We start from the raw sequence: 14492 nt of genomic DNA, 5'->3' as shown, positions 1-14492 counted from the left end.
AGGATGGGCCCCATGAGCGTGCGCGACGACCCACAGGCCCAGCCCGTACGGCCGACCACGGAGGATTCGGTCGCCGCGGCCGGCAGCGAGCTGATCGGCGGCCCGGTCGGGCGCCGGGCGCTGCTGGGCACGAGCTGGTGGACCCCGGTGCGGATCATCGCGCTCATCGCCATCGGAATGTTCGCCCTGGGCATGGTGCAGAAGCTGCCCTGCTACAACGGCGGCTGGTTCTACGGAGCCACCGCCCAGTACACCCATGCCTGCTACTCCGACATACCGCACCTCTACAACGGTCGCGGCTTCGCCAACGATCTCGTCCCGTACTTCAACCGGATACCGGACAGCGTCTCCGGCGGGATGGAGTACCTGGAGTACCCGGTCCTCACCGGCCTCCTGATGGAGGTCGCCTCCTGGCTCACCCCGCACGGCGGCGACCTCCAGACCCGCGAACAGGTCTACTGGCTGGCCAACACGGCTCTGCTCATGGCCTGCACCGCGGTCATCGCGGTCTGCGTAACCCGTACCCACCGCCGCCGCCCCTGGGACGCTCTGCTCGTCGCCCTGGCCCCCGCCTTCGCGCTCACCGCCACGATCAACTGGGACCTCCTCGCGGTCGCCCTCACCGCCGCCGCCATGCTCATGTGGTCCCGCAGCCGCCCGCTGGCCGCCGGTGTGCTGCTCGGTCTCGCGACGGCCGCGAAGCTCTACCCGGTGCTGCTGCTCGGCCCGCTGCTGGTGCTGTGCCTGCGGGCGGGCCGGTGGCGCGCCTTCTGGGCGGCGACGGGCGGCGCGGCGGCCTCCTGGCTGGTGGTGAACGTGCCCGTGATGATCACTACGCAGGGCGGGGGGCTGCACATCCGCCAGGGGTGGAAGCAGTTCTACACGTTCAGTGAGGAACGCCCGGTCGACTTCGGGTCGCTCTGGCTGATCATCTCGCAGCGCACCGGCAACCCCATGGACGACGTCAACACCTACGCCATGATCCTCATGGTGCTGGCCTGCGCCGGGGTGGCGGCCCTCGCCCTGTGCGCCCCGCGGCGGCCGCGCTTCGCCCAGCTCGCCTTCCTGGTCATCGCGGCCTTCGTGCTCACCAACAAGGTCTACTCACCGCAGTACGTGCTGTGGCTGATTCCGCTCGCCGCGCTGGCGCGGCCGCGCTGGCGGGACTTCCTGGTGTGGCAGGCGTGCGAGGTGATGTACTTCCTCGGGATCTGGATGTACCTCGCGTACACCAACAGCGGTGATCAGCACCGGGGGCTGCCGCCCGAGGGCTATCAGCTCGCGACCGCGCTGCACTTCGCGGGAACGCTGTTCCTGTGCGCGATGGTCGTGCGGGACGCGCTGGTGCCGGACCGGGACCCGGTGCGCCGGGACGGCTCGGACGACCCGGGGGGCGGCGTACTCGACCGGGCGCCGGACGCGTTCGTGCTCGGAGAGGCGCGGCGCACGGCGGAGTACGAGGGCGCGGCGCTCACGGACTGGGGCACCACCGGCCGCAGGTGAGCTCCCCGCGGGAGCCCACCTGCGGCGACGGGGCTCAGCGGTCGAAGAGGCGGTCGAACTGCGTCGTGGTGTGGCGCAGATGGGCCACCAGCTCATCCCCCACCTGCGGTGCCGTGACATCGCCCGGCACGAACAGGATGGACACCTGCATGTGCGGCGGTTCGGCGAACCACCGCTGCTTGCCCGCCCAGACGAAGGGCGAGAGGTTGCGGTTGACGGTCGCGAGACCGGCGCGGGCGACCCCCTTGGCCCGGGGCATCACCCCGTGCAGCGCCTTGGGCGCCTCCAGGCCGACGCCGTGGGAGGTGCCGCCCGCGACGACCACCAGGAAACCGTCGGAGGCGGCCTTCTGCTGGCGGTAGCCGAAGCGTTCACCCTTGGCGACCCGGGTGACGTCGAGCACCGAGCCCCGGTACTCCGTCGCCTCGTGGTCGCCCAGCCACAGCCGGGTGCCGATGCGGGCGCGGAACCGGGTCTGCGGGAACTGCTGCTGTAGCCGCGCCAGTTCGTCCGCCTTGAGATGGCTGACGAACATGGTGTGCAGCGGCAGCCGCGCCGCGCGCAGCCGGTCCATCCACCCGATGACCTCCTCGACCGCGTCGATGCCGTCGGTCCGGTCGAGCGGGAGGTGGATGGCGAACCCCTCCAGCCGCACGTTCTCTATCGCGGCGTGCAGCTTGGGCAGGTCCTCCTCGGTGACGCCGTGCCGCTTCATGCTGCTCATGACCTCGATCACGACCCGCGCGTTCACCAGGCCGTAGACGCCGTCGACGGACGAGACCGACCGGATCACCCGGTCCGGCAGCGGCACCGGCTCCTCCCCGCGGCGGAAGGGGGTGAGGACGAGCAGGTCGCCGCTGAAGTAGTCCTTCATCCGGGCGGCCTCGTACGTGGTGCCCACGGCGAGGATGTCGGCGCCGATGCGGGCGGCTTCCTCGGCCAGCCGTTCATGGCCGAAGCCGTAGCCGTTGCCCTTGCAGACCGGGACTATCCCCGGGAACTGCTGGATGACCATCTGCTGGTGAGCCCGCCAGCGCGCGGTGTCGACGTAGAGGGTGAGCGCCATTGGCCGGTCCCGGAACCTTTCTCGTTGCCGCGGTGTATTCGAGGTATGCAGCTTTTGCGGGGGATCAGGAAAACAGGGTCAGCGGCGGGACATGTAGATGTCGAGCGCCTTGTGGAGCAGCTTGTTGAGGGGGAAGTCCCACTCACCGAGGTATTCGGCAGCCTGCCCACCGGTGCCGACCTTGAACTGGATCAGGCCGAAGAGATGGTCGGTCTCGTCGAGCGAGTCGGAGATGCCGCGGAGGTCGTAGACGGTCGCGCCGAGCGCGTACGAGTCGCGGAGCATCCGCCACTGCATCGCGTTCGAGGGCCGGACCTCGCGCTTGTGGTTGGCGGAGGCGCCGTAGGAGTACCAGACGTGGCCGCCGACGACCAGCATCGTGGCGGCGGCCACCGCCTCGCCCTCGTGCATGGCGAAGTACAGCCGCATCCGGTTGGGGTCCTCGGTGTTGAGGGCCGTCCACATGCGCTGGAAGTAGCTGAGCGGGCGGGGCCGGAAGTGGTCGCGCTCCGCGGTGATCTCGTAGAGCCGCTGCCACTCGCCCAGGTGCTCGTAGCCGCCCTGGACGACCTCGACGCCCGCCTTGTCGGCCTTCTTGATGTTGCGGCGCCAGAGCTGGTTGAAGCTCTTGTGGACGTCCTCCAGGGAGCGGTTCTCCAGGGGCACCTGGAAGACGTACCGCGGCTGGACGTCTCCGAAGCCCGCGCCGCCGTCCTCGCCCTGCTGCCAGCCCATCCGCCGCAGCCGGTCGGAGACCTCGAAGGCCCGCGGCTCGATGTGGGTGGCCTCGACGTCGCGCAGCCGCTTCACATCCGGGTTCTGGATACCGGACTTGATCGCGGCCGCGTCCCAGCGGCGGATGATGACCGGCGGGCCCATCTTCACGGAGAAGGCGCCCTGCTGCTTGAGATGCGCGAGCATCGGGCGCAGCCACTCCTCCAGGTTGGGCGCGTACCAGTTGATGACCGGGCCCTCGGGGAGGTAGGCGAGATACCGCTTGATCTTGGGCAGTTGGCGGTAGAGGACGAGGCCGACGCCGACCAGCTGGCCGGTGGCGTCGAACCAGCCGAGGTTCTCCGAGCGCCATTCCGACTTGACGTCAGCCCATGCCGGGACCTGCATGTGGCTTGCCGACGGCAGGCTCTGGATGTACGCCAGATGCTGCTCTCGGCTGATCGTCCTCAGGGTCAGGCTCATTGCGGGGCGCTCCTCGGCAGGTTTGTCCCCAGGGTCGGGGCTCCGGCTCTCGCGCCGAAGCCTACTGCGACCGGGGCGTGCCCCGTTTGGGCCTGGGGCCAACCCGCCCTCGGGGAGTCAGCCCAGCAGCCCGCCGAAGAGCCCGCCGTGCGCCATCCCGAGGTAGAAGCCGACGCCCGAGGCACCGAGCCCGATGATCAGCAGGAACCGCTCCCCGGTGGTCGCGGAGATCAGCTGGCCCCATGCCCCGCCGAGCATGCCGATCAGTCCGGCCCACGAGCTGACCAGGTGGAGGCCGGGGAAGTAGGCCGTGACGAAGGAGATCAAACCGATCAGCAGCGTCGCCACGGCGATGGCGTTCTCGCGGGGATGAGCCTTGCCATCGGTGTCCAGGAAGGAGAGCAGTCCGTGCTGCGGTCGTGCTGCCTGTGCCATGGGGCACCTCCAGGTAGGCACATGGGCAGGGCGGCGAACTGTAACGCCGCTCACACCCGATGTGTACAGATTGCGGGCCAAGACGCCCGGATTTCAAGCGGGAGGCACGAGCCGGGTACTGTGTACGGTCTGCGGTGGTGTCTGCACAGACGCCGCGGCACAACGCATCACGACCCTCCTGCCACGGAACGACCGTGGCCGCTGAGTCCAAAGGAGGTGGGTTCCACATGCGTCACTACGAGGTGATGGTCATCCTCGACCCCGATCTCGAGGAGCGTGCTGTCTCCCCGCTGATCGAGAACTTCCTTTCCGTTATCCGTGAGGGCAACGGCAAGGTCGAGAAGGTCGACACCTGGGGGCGTCGTCGTCTCTCGTACGAGATCAAGAAGAAGCCCGAGGGCATCTACTCGGTCATCGACCTGCAGGCTGAGCCCGCGGTCGTCAAGGAGCTCGACCGCCAGCTGAACCTGAACGAGTCGGTCCTCCGGACCAAGGTCCTCCGTCCCGAGACCCACTGACCGCGTAAGCGTTCAACGGTCACCGGGCCATATCGCAACGAGTAGCAAGCAGCCCAGCAGTACCCGCCGAGAGGTTCCCCAATGGCAGGCGAGACCGTCATCACGGTCGTCGGCAATCTCGTCGACGACCCCGAGCTGCGCTTCACCCCCTCCGGTGCGGCGGTCGCGAAGTTCCGTGTCGCGTCCACTCCTCGTACGTTCGACCGTCAGACCAACGAGTGGAAGGACGGCGAGAGCCTCTTCCTCACGTGCTCGGTGTGGCGGCAGGCCGCGGAGAACGTGGCCGAGTCGCTTCAGCGCGGTATGCGCGTCATCGTGCAGGGCCGGCTGAAGCAGCGGTCGTATGAGGACCGTGAGGGGATCAAGCGCACGGTCTACGAGCTGGATGTCGACGAGGTCGGTGCCAGCCTGCGCAACGCCACGGCCAAGGTCACCAAGACCACCGGGCGCGGTGGCCAGGGTGGCTACGGCGGCGGTGGCGGCCAGGGCGGCGGCGGTGGCGGCGGTTGGGGCGGTGGCCCCGGCGGCGGTCAGCAGCAGGGCGGCGGCGCTCCGGCCGACGACCCGTGGGCGACCGGCGCACCGGCCGGTGGCGGCCAGGGCGGCGGTGGCGGCGGCTGGGGCGGTGGCTCCGGCAGCGGCGGCGGCTACTCGGACGAGCCGCCCTTCTAGGCCACGGCGCGCTGTTTCACGCGGTTTCACGTGAAACATCGCCCTGCCTGGTCTGGGCGACCAGCACAAACTTCTTGATCACACTGGAGAGAGACAATGGCGAAGCCGCCTGCTCGCAAGCCTAAGAAGAAGGTTTGCGTGTTCTGCAAGGAGAAGATCTCCTACGTCGACTACAAGGACACGAACCTGCTGCGGAAGTTCATTTCCGACCGCGGCAAGATCCGTGCCCGCCGGGTCACCGGCAACTGCACTCAGCACCAGCGCGATGTCGCCACGGCCGTGAAGAACAGCCGTGAGATGGCGCTGCTGCCCTACACGTCCACCGCGCGATAAGGGAAGGGTGACCGAGTCATGAAGATCATCCTCACCCACGAGGTCTCCGGCCTCGGCGCTGCCGGTGACGTCGTGGACGTCCGCGACGGGTACGCCCGTAACTACCTGGTTCCGCGTGGTCTCGCGATCCGCTGGACCAAGGGTGGCGAGAAGGACGTCGAGCAGATCCGCCGCGGTCGTCGCATCCGCGAGATCGCCACGATCGAGCAGGCCAACGAGGTCAAGGCGCGGCTCGAGGGCGTCAAGGTCCAGCTGAAGACCCGCGCCGGCGACGCCGGCCGGCTGTTCGGCTCCGTCACCCCGGCCGACATCGCCTCGGCGATCAAGGACGCGGGTGGCCCGGACGTCGACAAGCGCCGTATCGAGGTGCAGCAGCCGATCAAGACCCTGGGCGCGCACCAGGTGTCGGTCCGGCTGCACGCCGAGGTCGCCGCGAAGGTCGGCGTCGAGGTCGTCGCCGCCTGACGCAGTGCTCGGCTGAGCATGTGCATGTGAGAGGGCCGCACTCCACGGGGGTGCGGCCCTCCTCGCTGTGCGGCGGCTGCCTGTGCGGCCCGCCCCGCCGTCCAGCCCACGGCGCCGTCCAGACTGATCCGCCGTGCGGGCCGCCCCGCGCCGTTCGGCTCAGGCGCGGGTCGCGCCGGTGACGATCCACCGCCCGGAGCGGGCGCGCAGCCAGAGGGTGGCCAGCCGGAGCGCCATCATCAGCGCCATGGTCCACCACACGGCGGTCAGTCCCCCGCCCCACACGGGGACGAGGAGCGCGACCGGGGCGAAGACCGCGAGCGTGACGATCATGGCCCCCGCGAGATACGGACCGTCGCCTGCGCCCATCAGCACGCCGTCGAGGACGTAGACCACACCCGAAACGGGCTGGACGAGGGCTGTCACCAGCAGCACCGGCAGCAGGGCGTCCTTCACTCCGGGATCCGTGGTGAACAGGGGGATGAACAGCGGGCGGGAGGCGATCACCACCAGGCCGAGCACGATGCCCGCGACGATGCCCCACTGCACCATGCGGCGGCAGGCGGCGCGAGCCCCCGCGGCGTCCTCCGCTCCCAGGTAGCGCCCGATAATGGCCTGCCCCGCGATCGCGATGGCGTCCAGCGCGAACGCCAGCAGGGTCCACAGGGTCAGCACGATCTGGTGGGCGGCGACCTCGGTGTCCCCGAGGCGGGCCGCCACCGCCGTCGCGATCAGCATCACGGCGCGCAGCGAGAGCGTACGGACCAGCAGCGGTGCCCCGGCGTGGGCGCAGGCCCGTATCCCGGCGGCGTCGGGACGCAGCGACGTACCGTGGCGCCGGGCTCCCCGGATGACCACCGCGAGGTAGACGGCGGCCATGGCCCACTGGGCGATCGCCGTGCCCCAGGCGGAGCCCGCGATGCCGAGCCCGGCGCCGTAGACGAGGCCCGCGTTCAGTGCCGCGTTGGCCGTGAAGCCGCCGATGGCCACGTAGAGCGGGGTGCGGGTGTCCTGGAGGCCGCGCAGCACCCCGGTGGCGGCCAGAACCACGAGCATCGCGGGGATGCCGAGGGCGCTGATGCGCAGATAGGTGACCGCGTAGGGGGCGGCGGTGTCGGAGGCGCCGAAGAGGTCGACGAGGCCGGGCGCGGTGGGGAGGGCGGCGGCGATGACAGCGGCGCCGAGCAGCAGGGCCAGCCAGATTCCGTCCATGCCCTGCCGGATCGCACCGGGGAGGTCGCCCGCGCCGACCCTGCGGGCCACGGCGGCGGTGGTGGCGTAGGCGAGGAAGACGAAGATGTTCACCGCGGTGGTCAGCAGGGCGGCGGCGACACCCAGTCCGGCGAGCTGCGGGGTGCCGAGATGGCCGACGATGGCGCTGTCGACCATGACGAAGAGGGGCTCCGCCACGAGGGCGCCGAAGGCGGGTACGGCGAGGGCGACGATCTCGCGGTCATGCCGACGGACGGTGCTCCGGGCGCTCGCGGGGGCCTGTGTCATGGAGGCAATCTAATCTTCCACAGGTAAGAGACACAAGACTGATGCAGTCCTTACATGACGGCGCTCGCGACGCTCGCCTCTGCGCCGTTTGTCGTGATCTTGCATCGGGTGTGGAAGTTTTTCTTCTGCACAGCCCTGGGATAGAGAAACCGCAGGTCAGAGCAGTGTCTCTGGGGTGATTGTGTGTTTGTCCACAGCGCTGTCCCCCGGCCCGTGCACAGGTTCGCGCGACTTCTCCACAGGAAGGATCGCATCATCCACATGGCCTGTGGATAACCGAGTTGGCCGGTGGCCCCGACGGGCCTACCGTTGTCCGGCGCCCGCCATCTGTTCCGGCCTCGGATCCACCTGAACTCGACGCGTCGTGAGCGGAAGCCGGGCGCCCTGTTTGTCATAGCCCTGTTTGTCAGAGCCGTGCCGTAAGACTGAGGACGTCGCGGCGAGATCCGTACCGCGGACGGGAGGAGGTGGCGGGGTGAGCGTGCCCGAACCCATGGACGACCCATGGGCGGACTCCGGCCCGTCCGATTTCCCGTCCCCCCGCTTCCGCCGTGGCGACGGCGGCGGCCGCGGCGAGGGCGGCCGGGGGCGTGACGATCAGCATGACCGGGGCCGCGACGGCGGCTCCTGGGAAGGGTCCGGCTTCGAGCGGGTCCCGCCGCAGGACCTCGACGCCGAGCAGTCCGTGCTCGGCGGCATGCTGCTCTCCAAGGACGCCATCGCCGACGTGGTCGAGGTCCTCCAGGGCAACGACTTCTACCGCCCCGCCCACGAGACCGTCTACCAGGCGATCCTGGACCTGTACGCGAAGGGCGAGCCGGCCGACCCGATCACGGTCGCGGCCGAGCTGACCAAACGCGGCGAGATCGCCCGGGTCGGCGGCGCCTCGTACCTCCACACCCTGGTCCAGTCGGTCCCCACCGCGGCCAACGCCGAGTACTACGCGGAGATCGTCCACGAGCGCGCCGTGCTGCGCCGCCTGGTCGAGGCGGGCACCCGCATCACCCAGATGGGATACGCGGCGGACGGGGACGTCGACGAGATCGTCAACAACGCCCAGGCGGAGATCTACGCCGTCACCGAGCAGCGGACCAGCGAGGACTATCTGCCGCTCGGCGACATCATGGAGGGCGCGCTCGACGAGATCGAGGCGATCGGCTCGCGCAGCGGTCAGATGTCCGGCGTGCCCACCGGCTTCACCGACCTGGACTCGCTGACCAACGGCCTCCACCCCGGTCAGATGATCGTCATCGCGGCCCGGCCCGCCATGGGTAAGTCCACCCTCGCCCTCGACTTCGCCCGCGCCTGCTCGATCAAGAACAACATGCCGAGCGTCATCTTCTCCCTGGAGATGGGGCGCAACGAGATCGCGATGCGTCTGCTGTCCGCCGAGGCCCGGGTGGCGCTGCACCACATGCGCTCCGGCAGCATGACCGACGAGGACTGGACCCGGCTCGCCCGGCGCATGCCGGACGTGTCCCAGGCCCCGCTGTACATCGACGACTCCCCGAACCTGTCGATGATGGAGATCCGCGCCAAGTGCCGCCGCCTCAAGCAGCGCAACGATCTCCAGCTGGTCGTCATCGACTACCTCCAGCTGATGCAGTCCGGCGGCGCCCGGCGCCCCGAGAGCCGTCAGCAGGAGGTCTCGGACATGTCGCGAAACCTCAAGCTGCTGGCCAAGGAGCTGGAGGTGCCGGTGATCGCGCTCTCCCAGCTGAACCGTGGTCCCGAACAGCGCACCGACAAGAAGCCGATGGTCTCGGACCTCCGCGAGAGTGGCTCCATCGAGCAGGACGCCGACATGGTCATCCTGCTGCACCGCGAGGACGCGTACGAGAAGGAGTCACCGCGCGCCGGTGAGGCCGACCTGATCGTGGCCAAGCACCGTAACGGTCCGACGGCCACCATCACCGTCGCCTTCCAGGGCCACTACTCGCGCTTCGTGGACATGGCGCAGACCTGATCCCGGCCTGTGGGGTCTCAGATTTCGTGGCCAAATCTCACGAGCGATGGCCAACCGATGGCATATCGGACACGAATCTGAGACTGGCAGGTCAAGTCGCTCACTCGTATGGGTGAGGCTCCCCGAGCAGGGGGAGGCCGCCGAGTAGGCGGGAGAGCGCGGTCAGTGGGTTGCTGCTTTTCTACGCTGGTGCCCACGTTCACTCGTTGAGGGACTCCGTTGCCAGCGGGATGCCGCACTGCAGGCAGCCGTTCGCGTGGTCGTCCCGGCAGACGTAGCCGATGGCACCATCCACGCACCATTCAGCGGCCTCCTCGGACAGCAGGTCGGGCCCGGCATGGAGCAGCCGACGAAGTTCCGTGATGTCCGCAATGTCGGCCGGGCGGTTGGTGAACCACTCGTCGAACCAAGGCTCGTCTCGGTGCATGCGCCAGTGCGCATTCTCCCGGTCGTCGACAGCCGTAGTGAACCGATCGACGATGCGCCCCCAACTCGGTGTTCCGAACCAGCCGTTGTCGGACGCGCAGAAGAATTCGATCAGGGTTCGCAGGCCGAACTCCTTCTCGCGAAGGCAGTACGCTCGCCCCCAAGCGATCGCGTCCTGTGCCATCTCCGCGAGTTCTTCGCGCGGATCAGCCTCGTGCGCCGGGTCGTCAGGGTTGTGGCAGGCCAGCCCGAGCTCGAGAACAGACTGCCCGGTCGGTAGAACCCGGGACGGGTTGACGATCGCGAGACCGAGACCGATCCAGTCGACATGGTCGAACGACAGCATCGAGCGCACGAGTCGGGTGGTTGCCGTGTTGATCCGCATCATTGTGCCGTCGTGGAGCGGACTCTTCCCGGCATGCCAGTTCTCGACGGGTGTGTTGCGCCACACCGCGAGCGTGATGCGGGTGGCAGCGAGCCACAGCAGGGCGTCGTCGTCGAGGTGCCCGAACCGCTTGGCGCACTCCTGGGCGCCGTAGGTGATCAACTCTTCCGGTTTCGGCCACCTGTGGCTGTCGGGCCCTTCAGGCGCGTACTCGTAGTCGTCGGCGTACTCGTCGAGGATCGCGCTCAACTCGGCAGCGCTGTAAGCCTCGCTGTACTCGGAGCTGTCCGGCTCCTCGACGGTGTACATGTCGTGGTCCCAGGAGACGTACACGTCGCGCCAGAGCACCACGTCATCGCACTCGCCGGCGTTGTCCGTCACAACCGGCCTGATGGTGATCGGGGCAGTACGCCCGTCGGTTCGCTCGTCGTCCTTCTCGGCGGCCCATGCGGTGATGACCCCGAGCGGCTTCGGAAGGAGAGGACCGACCTCGGTGATGCTGAACGGCTCGTCGTCGTCATCGGTGTCGAACCGGCTGTTGACGAACGCGACTGCCTCGGAGGGCGTGCTGACGATGGACTGGCTACCACTCTCGTTGTCAACCACTCGCCACAACGGGCTGTTCTTCACGATGCTCTCCGATCGCGGTGAGCGCACCCGGGGCGGGTGCGATGCGCCGGGTCGCTCGGCACTGACTCCAATTATGGGCTGATCAACCCATCCGTAGTCCCGAAGGCGCTTGTCGGCGACAACGTTCGGTACGTTCGCGTGCAACCTGCTTTTCGCGACCGCGGCGACACAGCGGAGGAGGCGAAGATGGCGCTGAACAAGAAGGGTTCCCGGCGCATAACCGTTGACGGGATCGAGTACCGCTGGCGGATCCGCAGGAAGCCCTCCTACATGCAGGGCCTCTGCTGGACACCGCTGACCTATGCGGTTGAAGCAGCCAGCGGCAGCCAGCCGGGCACGACCTTGATCTTCACCAGCGGTCAGGCCCATCCCAGCAACTGGGTGGGCGTCGAGACGGGGCCCATTCGCCCAGCTCACGTTGCTGCCAGCATTCGAGAGGCACGGGATCAAGGCTGGGATCCAACCCGGGTCGGTTCTCCTTTCCAGCTCGACCGATCCGCAGGATTCATCGCCCAGTCATGAGATAGAGAGGAGTAGGGCGGCGCATCTGGCCCGGCATCATGGCCTGGTGACCACATGGATGCGCTGCTACTGGGACGAGGAAGACACCTGGTTCTACTTCGAGGTCGACGCCGAAGGCTGGGTGATCCGGCAGGTCGAACTCGAAGGGCCAGAGCTGATCCCGATCGCAGCAGCTTCCCTCGCCGAGTGGCAGCGGGCCCGCGACGCAGGCCGCCTCGGTGATTACGACAGCAGATTCGGGATCACCGCCGAGCTGCCCGTTTCGGAATGGGAAGGCCACGACCCCGAACAACTCACCTTCGAGGAGTTCGAGGACGTCTGGGGCCCTGCCCGTCAGCAGATCGCATCCCGGCCCAGCTGACCTCTCGGCGCCGCACTGGCTTCTTGGCATCATCGCGACATGACCCCGACCCTTCCCCGCACCATCCGAGCCGTCGACACCGCTCAGCTCCTGGACCTGGCCCAGGAGGCCGCCATGCATGGCTTCAGCCAGCGGCTCCCGGTCGACTGGCTACGAGAGCACCTCGCCGCAGAAGCGACGCACTACCTGTTCCCGACACTCGTGCAGCGGCTCACGCACCGTCCCGAGGTGCCTCTGCAGTGGAGGTGCCAGCAACTGCTGACCGTCAGCACCGGCGAGCAGATCTGGGGTCTCCTCGACGTCCTTCCCGACACCTTCGACAAGATCCCGGAGACCTTGGACACGGCGTCCAAGAAGGACATCGTCAACCGCATCGAGCAAGCAGTGAAGGTGCGGAAGTGGATGGAACGGACGGCTGCCGATGCAGGTTCATGAGGTCCGGCGCAGCTGGATGGGCAGTCTGAGGAAATGACATCGATCTGAGACAGCCGCTTGCCGACACGTCGTGAGACTGGAGGGGAACGTCCAGGTCATAGCGTCGGCGCCTGACATCGAAAGTGAGAACCTACACGGCCCGGTAGGTTGCGACGTCCCGAGTACGTCAGGCACCGGAGGACTCGGTGTGCGCGTTCCAGATGCCGGTTGCGGCGGTGGTGCGGACATAGTCCGTGAAGTCGCGGGGCGGCCGTCCGAGAACGCGCTCGACGGTGTCGGTCGTGGTGGCCCTGCGGCCGTCGAAGACCTCGACCATGAGGCTGGTCAGTTGCGTCGCGTACCCGGCCGGTACGCCTCGTCGGATCAGCGACGGGACGAACTGCTCGGGCGTGACCGGCAGATAGCGAACCTCCCTGCGGGTCACGCGCGCGATCTCAGCGACGGCATCGGCGAAGGTGAGCAGCCGTGGTCCGGTGATTTCGTGTATCTGGCCGGCATGGCCGTTTTCGGTCAGCGCCGCGACGGCGACATCCGCGATGTCCTCCGCGTCGGTGAACGGCTCCGCGACGTCGCCGACCGGAAGCGCGACCACACCGGCCCGGACCAGTTCGACGAGGAACGCCTCGCTGAAGTTCTGCGTGATGAACCCCGCCCGCACGATGGTCCACTCCGCACCCGAGTCCCGCACTGCCTGTTCGCACCTCTCGGCCTCAGCGGCACCACGGTCGGCAAGCAGGACGAGATGCCGAACGCCGCACGCCACCGCGAGTTCTGCGAAGGAACCCACGGCTCCGGCCGCGCCGGGGAACGCCGCGTCAGGATGGAAGGCCACATAAGCGGAGTCCATGCCCCGCAGCGCGGGTTCCCACGTGGTGTCGTCCTGCCAGTCGAAAGGCGGCTCGGCACTCCGTGAACCCACCCGTACCGGTATGTCACGTGCACGGAGCCCGGACACGACGCGGCGTCCGGTCTTGCCTGTCCCCGCGAGGACCAACGTGGTCGGCGTAGTCGCTGTCATGCTCCCCAGTCCACCGGAACGCCGGGGTACGGACCATGGTCGAGGCTCGCAGGCCCATAAGGGTGCGTCTTACCCTGTGCCCGTGGACCCCTTCTCGATCCTGCTCGACGGAGCCCGGGCAAGGAACACCTTCGTGCTGCGGACCATCCTGAACCCACCGTGGTCGGTGCGGGTGCGGGACAGGGTGCCCCTCAATCTGGTGGCCGTCCTGCGAGGGATGCCCTGGGTCGTGCCCAGCTCCGGCGATGCCGTACGCCTGGACGCGGGCGACATCGCGATGATGCGTGGTCCGGACGCGTTCACGTTCGCCGATGATCCCCGCACTCCCACCCAGGTGGTCGTTCAGCCCGGCCCCCGCCGGACGACCGCAGCCGGGGCGGAACTGCCCGAGGTTCCGGAGATGGGCGTGCACACCTGGGTCAACGGCGAGCGAGCCCACGACGACGGCGCGGACGGCTCGTCGGTGCTGCTGATCGGCAAGTACGCGGGACCGGGCGAGATCGCCACACGTCTGCTCCGCGCGTTGCCGCCGCTGCTGGTCATCCCCACGGCCGCGCGCAGCGAATCCGCGCTGGTGTCGCTGCTCGCCAAGGAGACCCTGCGCAACGAGCCCGGCCAGGACCTGGTGCTCGAACGGCTGCTGGACCTCCTGCTGGTCGGCACCCTCCGCGCATGGCTCACCCGGCCCGATGCCGATGCGCCCGCCTGGTATCCGGCCAACGGGGATCCCGTCGTCGGGTCCGTCCTACGACTCATCCACGGTGACCCGGGCCACCCCTGGACGGTGGCCGCGCTCGCCCGGGAGGCCGGGGTGTCCCGAGCGACACTGGCGCGCCGTTTCACCGACCTCGTCGGCATGCCGCCCATGGCTTACCTCACCGGACGGCGCATCGACGTTGCCGCCGACCTGCTCGTGGAGTCGGACGCCACGATGGACACCGTCGCCCGTCAGGTCGGTTACGGCAGCGGGTTCGCGCTCAGCGCCGCTTTCAAGCGAGCTCGTGGGATGAGTCCGCAACGCTACCGCGCCCACGCCCGCAAGCGTCCTTGACGTCGGAAC

Annotated in this window: 16 protein-coding genes; 10 read left to right on the top strand and 6 right to left on the bottom strand. The window is 68.5% G+C overall.

What is annotated here, in order from left to right; translation table 11 throughout:
• Positions 1–12 precede the first annotated feature (12 nt).
• On the top strand, positions 13–1503 hold the full coding sequence (locus LCH29_RS27565) for a glycosyltransferase family 87 protein (protein WP_446464408.1): 1491 nt from the start codon (positions 13–15) through the stop codon (positions 1501–1503).
• Positions 1504–1537: 34 nt separating this feature from the next.
• On the opposite strand, the gene LCH29_RS27560 is transcribed toward LCH29_RS27565, so the two are convergent.
• The 3 genes from LCH29_RS27560 to LCH29_RS27550 all read right to left on the bottom strand — a co-directional run bounded on the left by LCH29_RS27560 (position 1538) and on the right by LCH29_RS27550 (position 4201).
• A complete protein-coding gene (locus LCH29_RS27560; RefSeq protein WP_446464407.1) occupies positions 1538–2569 on the bottom strand; it encodes an alanine racemase in 1032 nt (343 codons plus the stop codon).
• Between the two features lie 78 nt (positions 2570–2647).
• Positions 2648–3766: a lipid II:glycine glycyltransferase FemX gene (locus LCH29_RS27555; protein ID WP_179935470.1), complete on the bottom strand. Its 1119-nt coding sequence runs from the start codon at positions 3764–3766 to the stop codon at positions 2648–2650.
• Positions 3767–3883: 117 nt separating this feature from the next.
• Complete coding sequence (locus LCH29_RS27550) at positions 3884–4201, bottom strand: hypothetical protein (protein ID WP_446464406.1); 318 nt, start codon at positions 4199–4201, stop codon at positions 3884–3886.
• 227 nt (positions 4202–4428) lie between these two features.
• On the opposite strand from LCH29_RS27550, the gene rpsF reads away from it, so the two are divergent.
• From rpsF to rplI, 4 genes are all read left to right on the top strand, one after another.
• The gene (gene rpsF, locus LCH29_RS27545) at positions 4429–4719 is read left to right on the top strand and encodes a 30S ribosomal protein S6 (RefSeq protein ID WP_123106135.1); all 291 of its coding nucleotides are present in this window, start codon (positions 4429–4431) and stop codon (positions 4717–4719) included.
• An 81-nt stretch (positions 4720–4800) separates the two neighbouring features.
• A complete protein-coding gene (locus LCH29_RS27540) occupies positions 4801–5391 on the top strand; it encodes a single-stranded DNA-binding protein (RefSeq protein ID WP_009716509.1) in 591 nt (196 codons plus the stop codon).
• 96 nt (positions 5392–5487) lie between these two features.
• A complete protein-coding gene (gene rpsR / locus LCH29_RS27535) occupies positions 5488–5724 on the top strand; it encodes a 30S ribosomal protein S18 (protein WP_003978893.1) in 237 nt (78 codons plus the stop codon).
• An 18-nt stretch (positions 5725–5742) separates the two neighbouring features.
• Complete coding sequence (gene rplI / locus LCH29_RS27530) at positions 5743–6189, top strand: 50S ribosomal protein L9 (RefSeq protein WP_123102847.1); 447 nt, start codon at positions 5743–5745, stop codon at positions 6187–6189.
• 159 nt (positions 6190–6348) lie between these two features.
• Here rplI and LCH29_RS27525 read toward each other — a convergent pair whose 3' ends face one another.
• Positions 6349–7689 carry an MATE family efflux transporter gene (locus LCH29_RS27525; RefSeq protein ID WP_446464405.1) on the bottom strand — a complete coding sequence of 447 codons (1341 nt, stop codon included), beginning with the start codon at positions 7687–7689 and terminating at the stop codon, positions 6349–6351.
• 475 nt (positions 7690–8164) lie between these two features.
• Between LCH29_RS27525 and dnaB the strand changes: the two genes are divergently transcribed.
• Positions 8165–9655 carry a replicative DNA helicase gene (gene dnaB, locus LCH29_RS27520; protein ID WP_446464404.1) on the top strand — a complete coding sequence of 497 codons (1491 nt, stop codon included), beginning with the start codon at positions 8165–8167 and terminating at the stop codon, positions 9653–9655.
• Positions 9656–9854: 199 nt separating this feature from the next.
• On the opposite strand, the gene LCH29_RS27515 is transcribed toward dnaB, so the two are convergent.
• On the bottom strand, positions 9855–11096 hold the full coding sequence (locus LCH29_RS27515; RefSeq protein ID WP_446464403.1) for a hypothetical protein: 1242 nt from the start codon (positions 11094–11096) through the stop codon (positions 9855–9857).
• 186 nt (positions 11097–11282) lie between these two features.
• Here LCH29_RS27515 and LCH29_RS27510 point away from each other — a divergent pair, with 186 nt between their 5' ends.
• The 3 genes from LCH29_RS27510 to LCH29_RS27500 are packed head-to-tail and all read left to right on the top strand — an operon-like array spanning position 11283 to position 12414.
• Positions 11283–11618: a hypothetical protein gene (locus LCH29_RS27510; protein WP_285340249.1), complete on the top strand. Its 336-nt coding sequence runs from the start codon at positions 11283–11285 to the stop codon at positions 11616–11618.
• Between the two features lie 58 nt (positions 11619–11676).
• Positions 11677–11979 carry a hypothetical protein gene (locus tag LCH29_RS27505; RefSeq protein ID WP_037645701.1) on the top strand — a complete coding sequence of 101 codons (303 nt, stop codon included), beginning with the start codon at positions 11677–11679 and terminating at the stop codon, positions 11977–11979.
• Positions 11980–12018: 39 nt separating this feature from the next.
• Positions 12019–12414 carry a hypothetical protein gene (locus LCH29_RS27500; RefSeq protein ID WP_327373075.1) on the top strand — a complete coding sequence of 132 codons (396 nt, stop codon included), beginning with the start codon at positions 12019–12021 and terminating at the stop codon, positions 12412–12414.
• A gap of 166 nt (positions 12415–12580) precedes the next feature.
• Here LCH29_RS27500 and LCH29_RS27495 read toward each other — a convergent pair whose 3' ends face one another.
• Positions 12581–13333, bottom strand: coding sequence for an NmrA family NAD(P)-binding protein (locus tag LCH29_RS27495; RefSeq protein WP_446464402.1), 753 nt, complete (start codon positions 13331–13333; stop codon positions 12581–12583).
• Positions 13334–13514: 181 nt separating this feature from the next.
• Here LCH29_RS27495 and LCH29_RS27490 point away from each other — a divergent pair, with 181 nt between their 5' ends.
• Positions 13515–14483, top strand: coding sequence for a cupin domain-containing protein (locus LCH29_RS27490; RefSeq protein ID WP_446464401.1), 969 nt, complete (start codon positions 13515–13517; stop codon positions 14481–14483).
• Positions 14484–14492 lie beyond the last annotated feature (9 nt).

It is taken from the genome of Streptomyces sp. BRA346, assembly GCF_052851135.1.
Note: the sequence above shows the minus strand (reverse complement) of the source record. Positions and strands in the feature narration are given on the sequence as shown.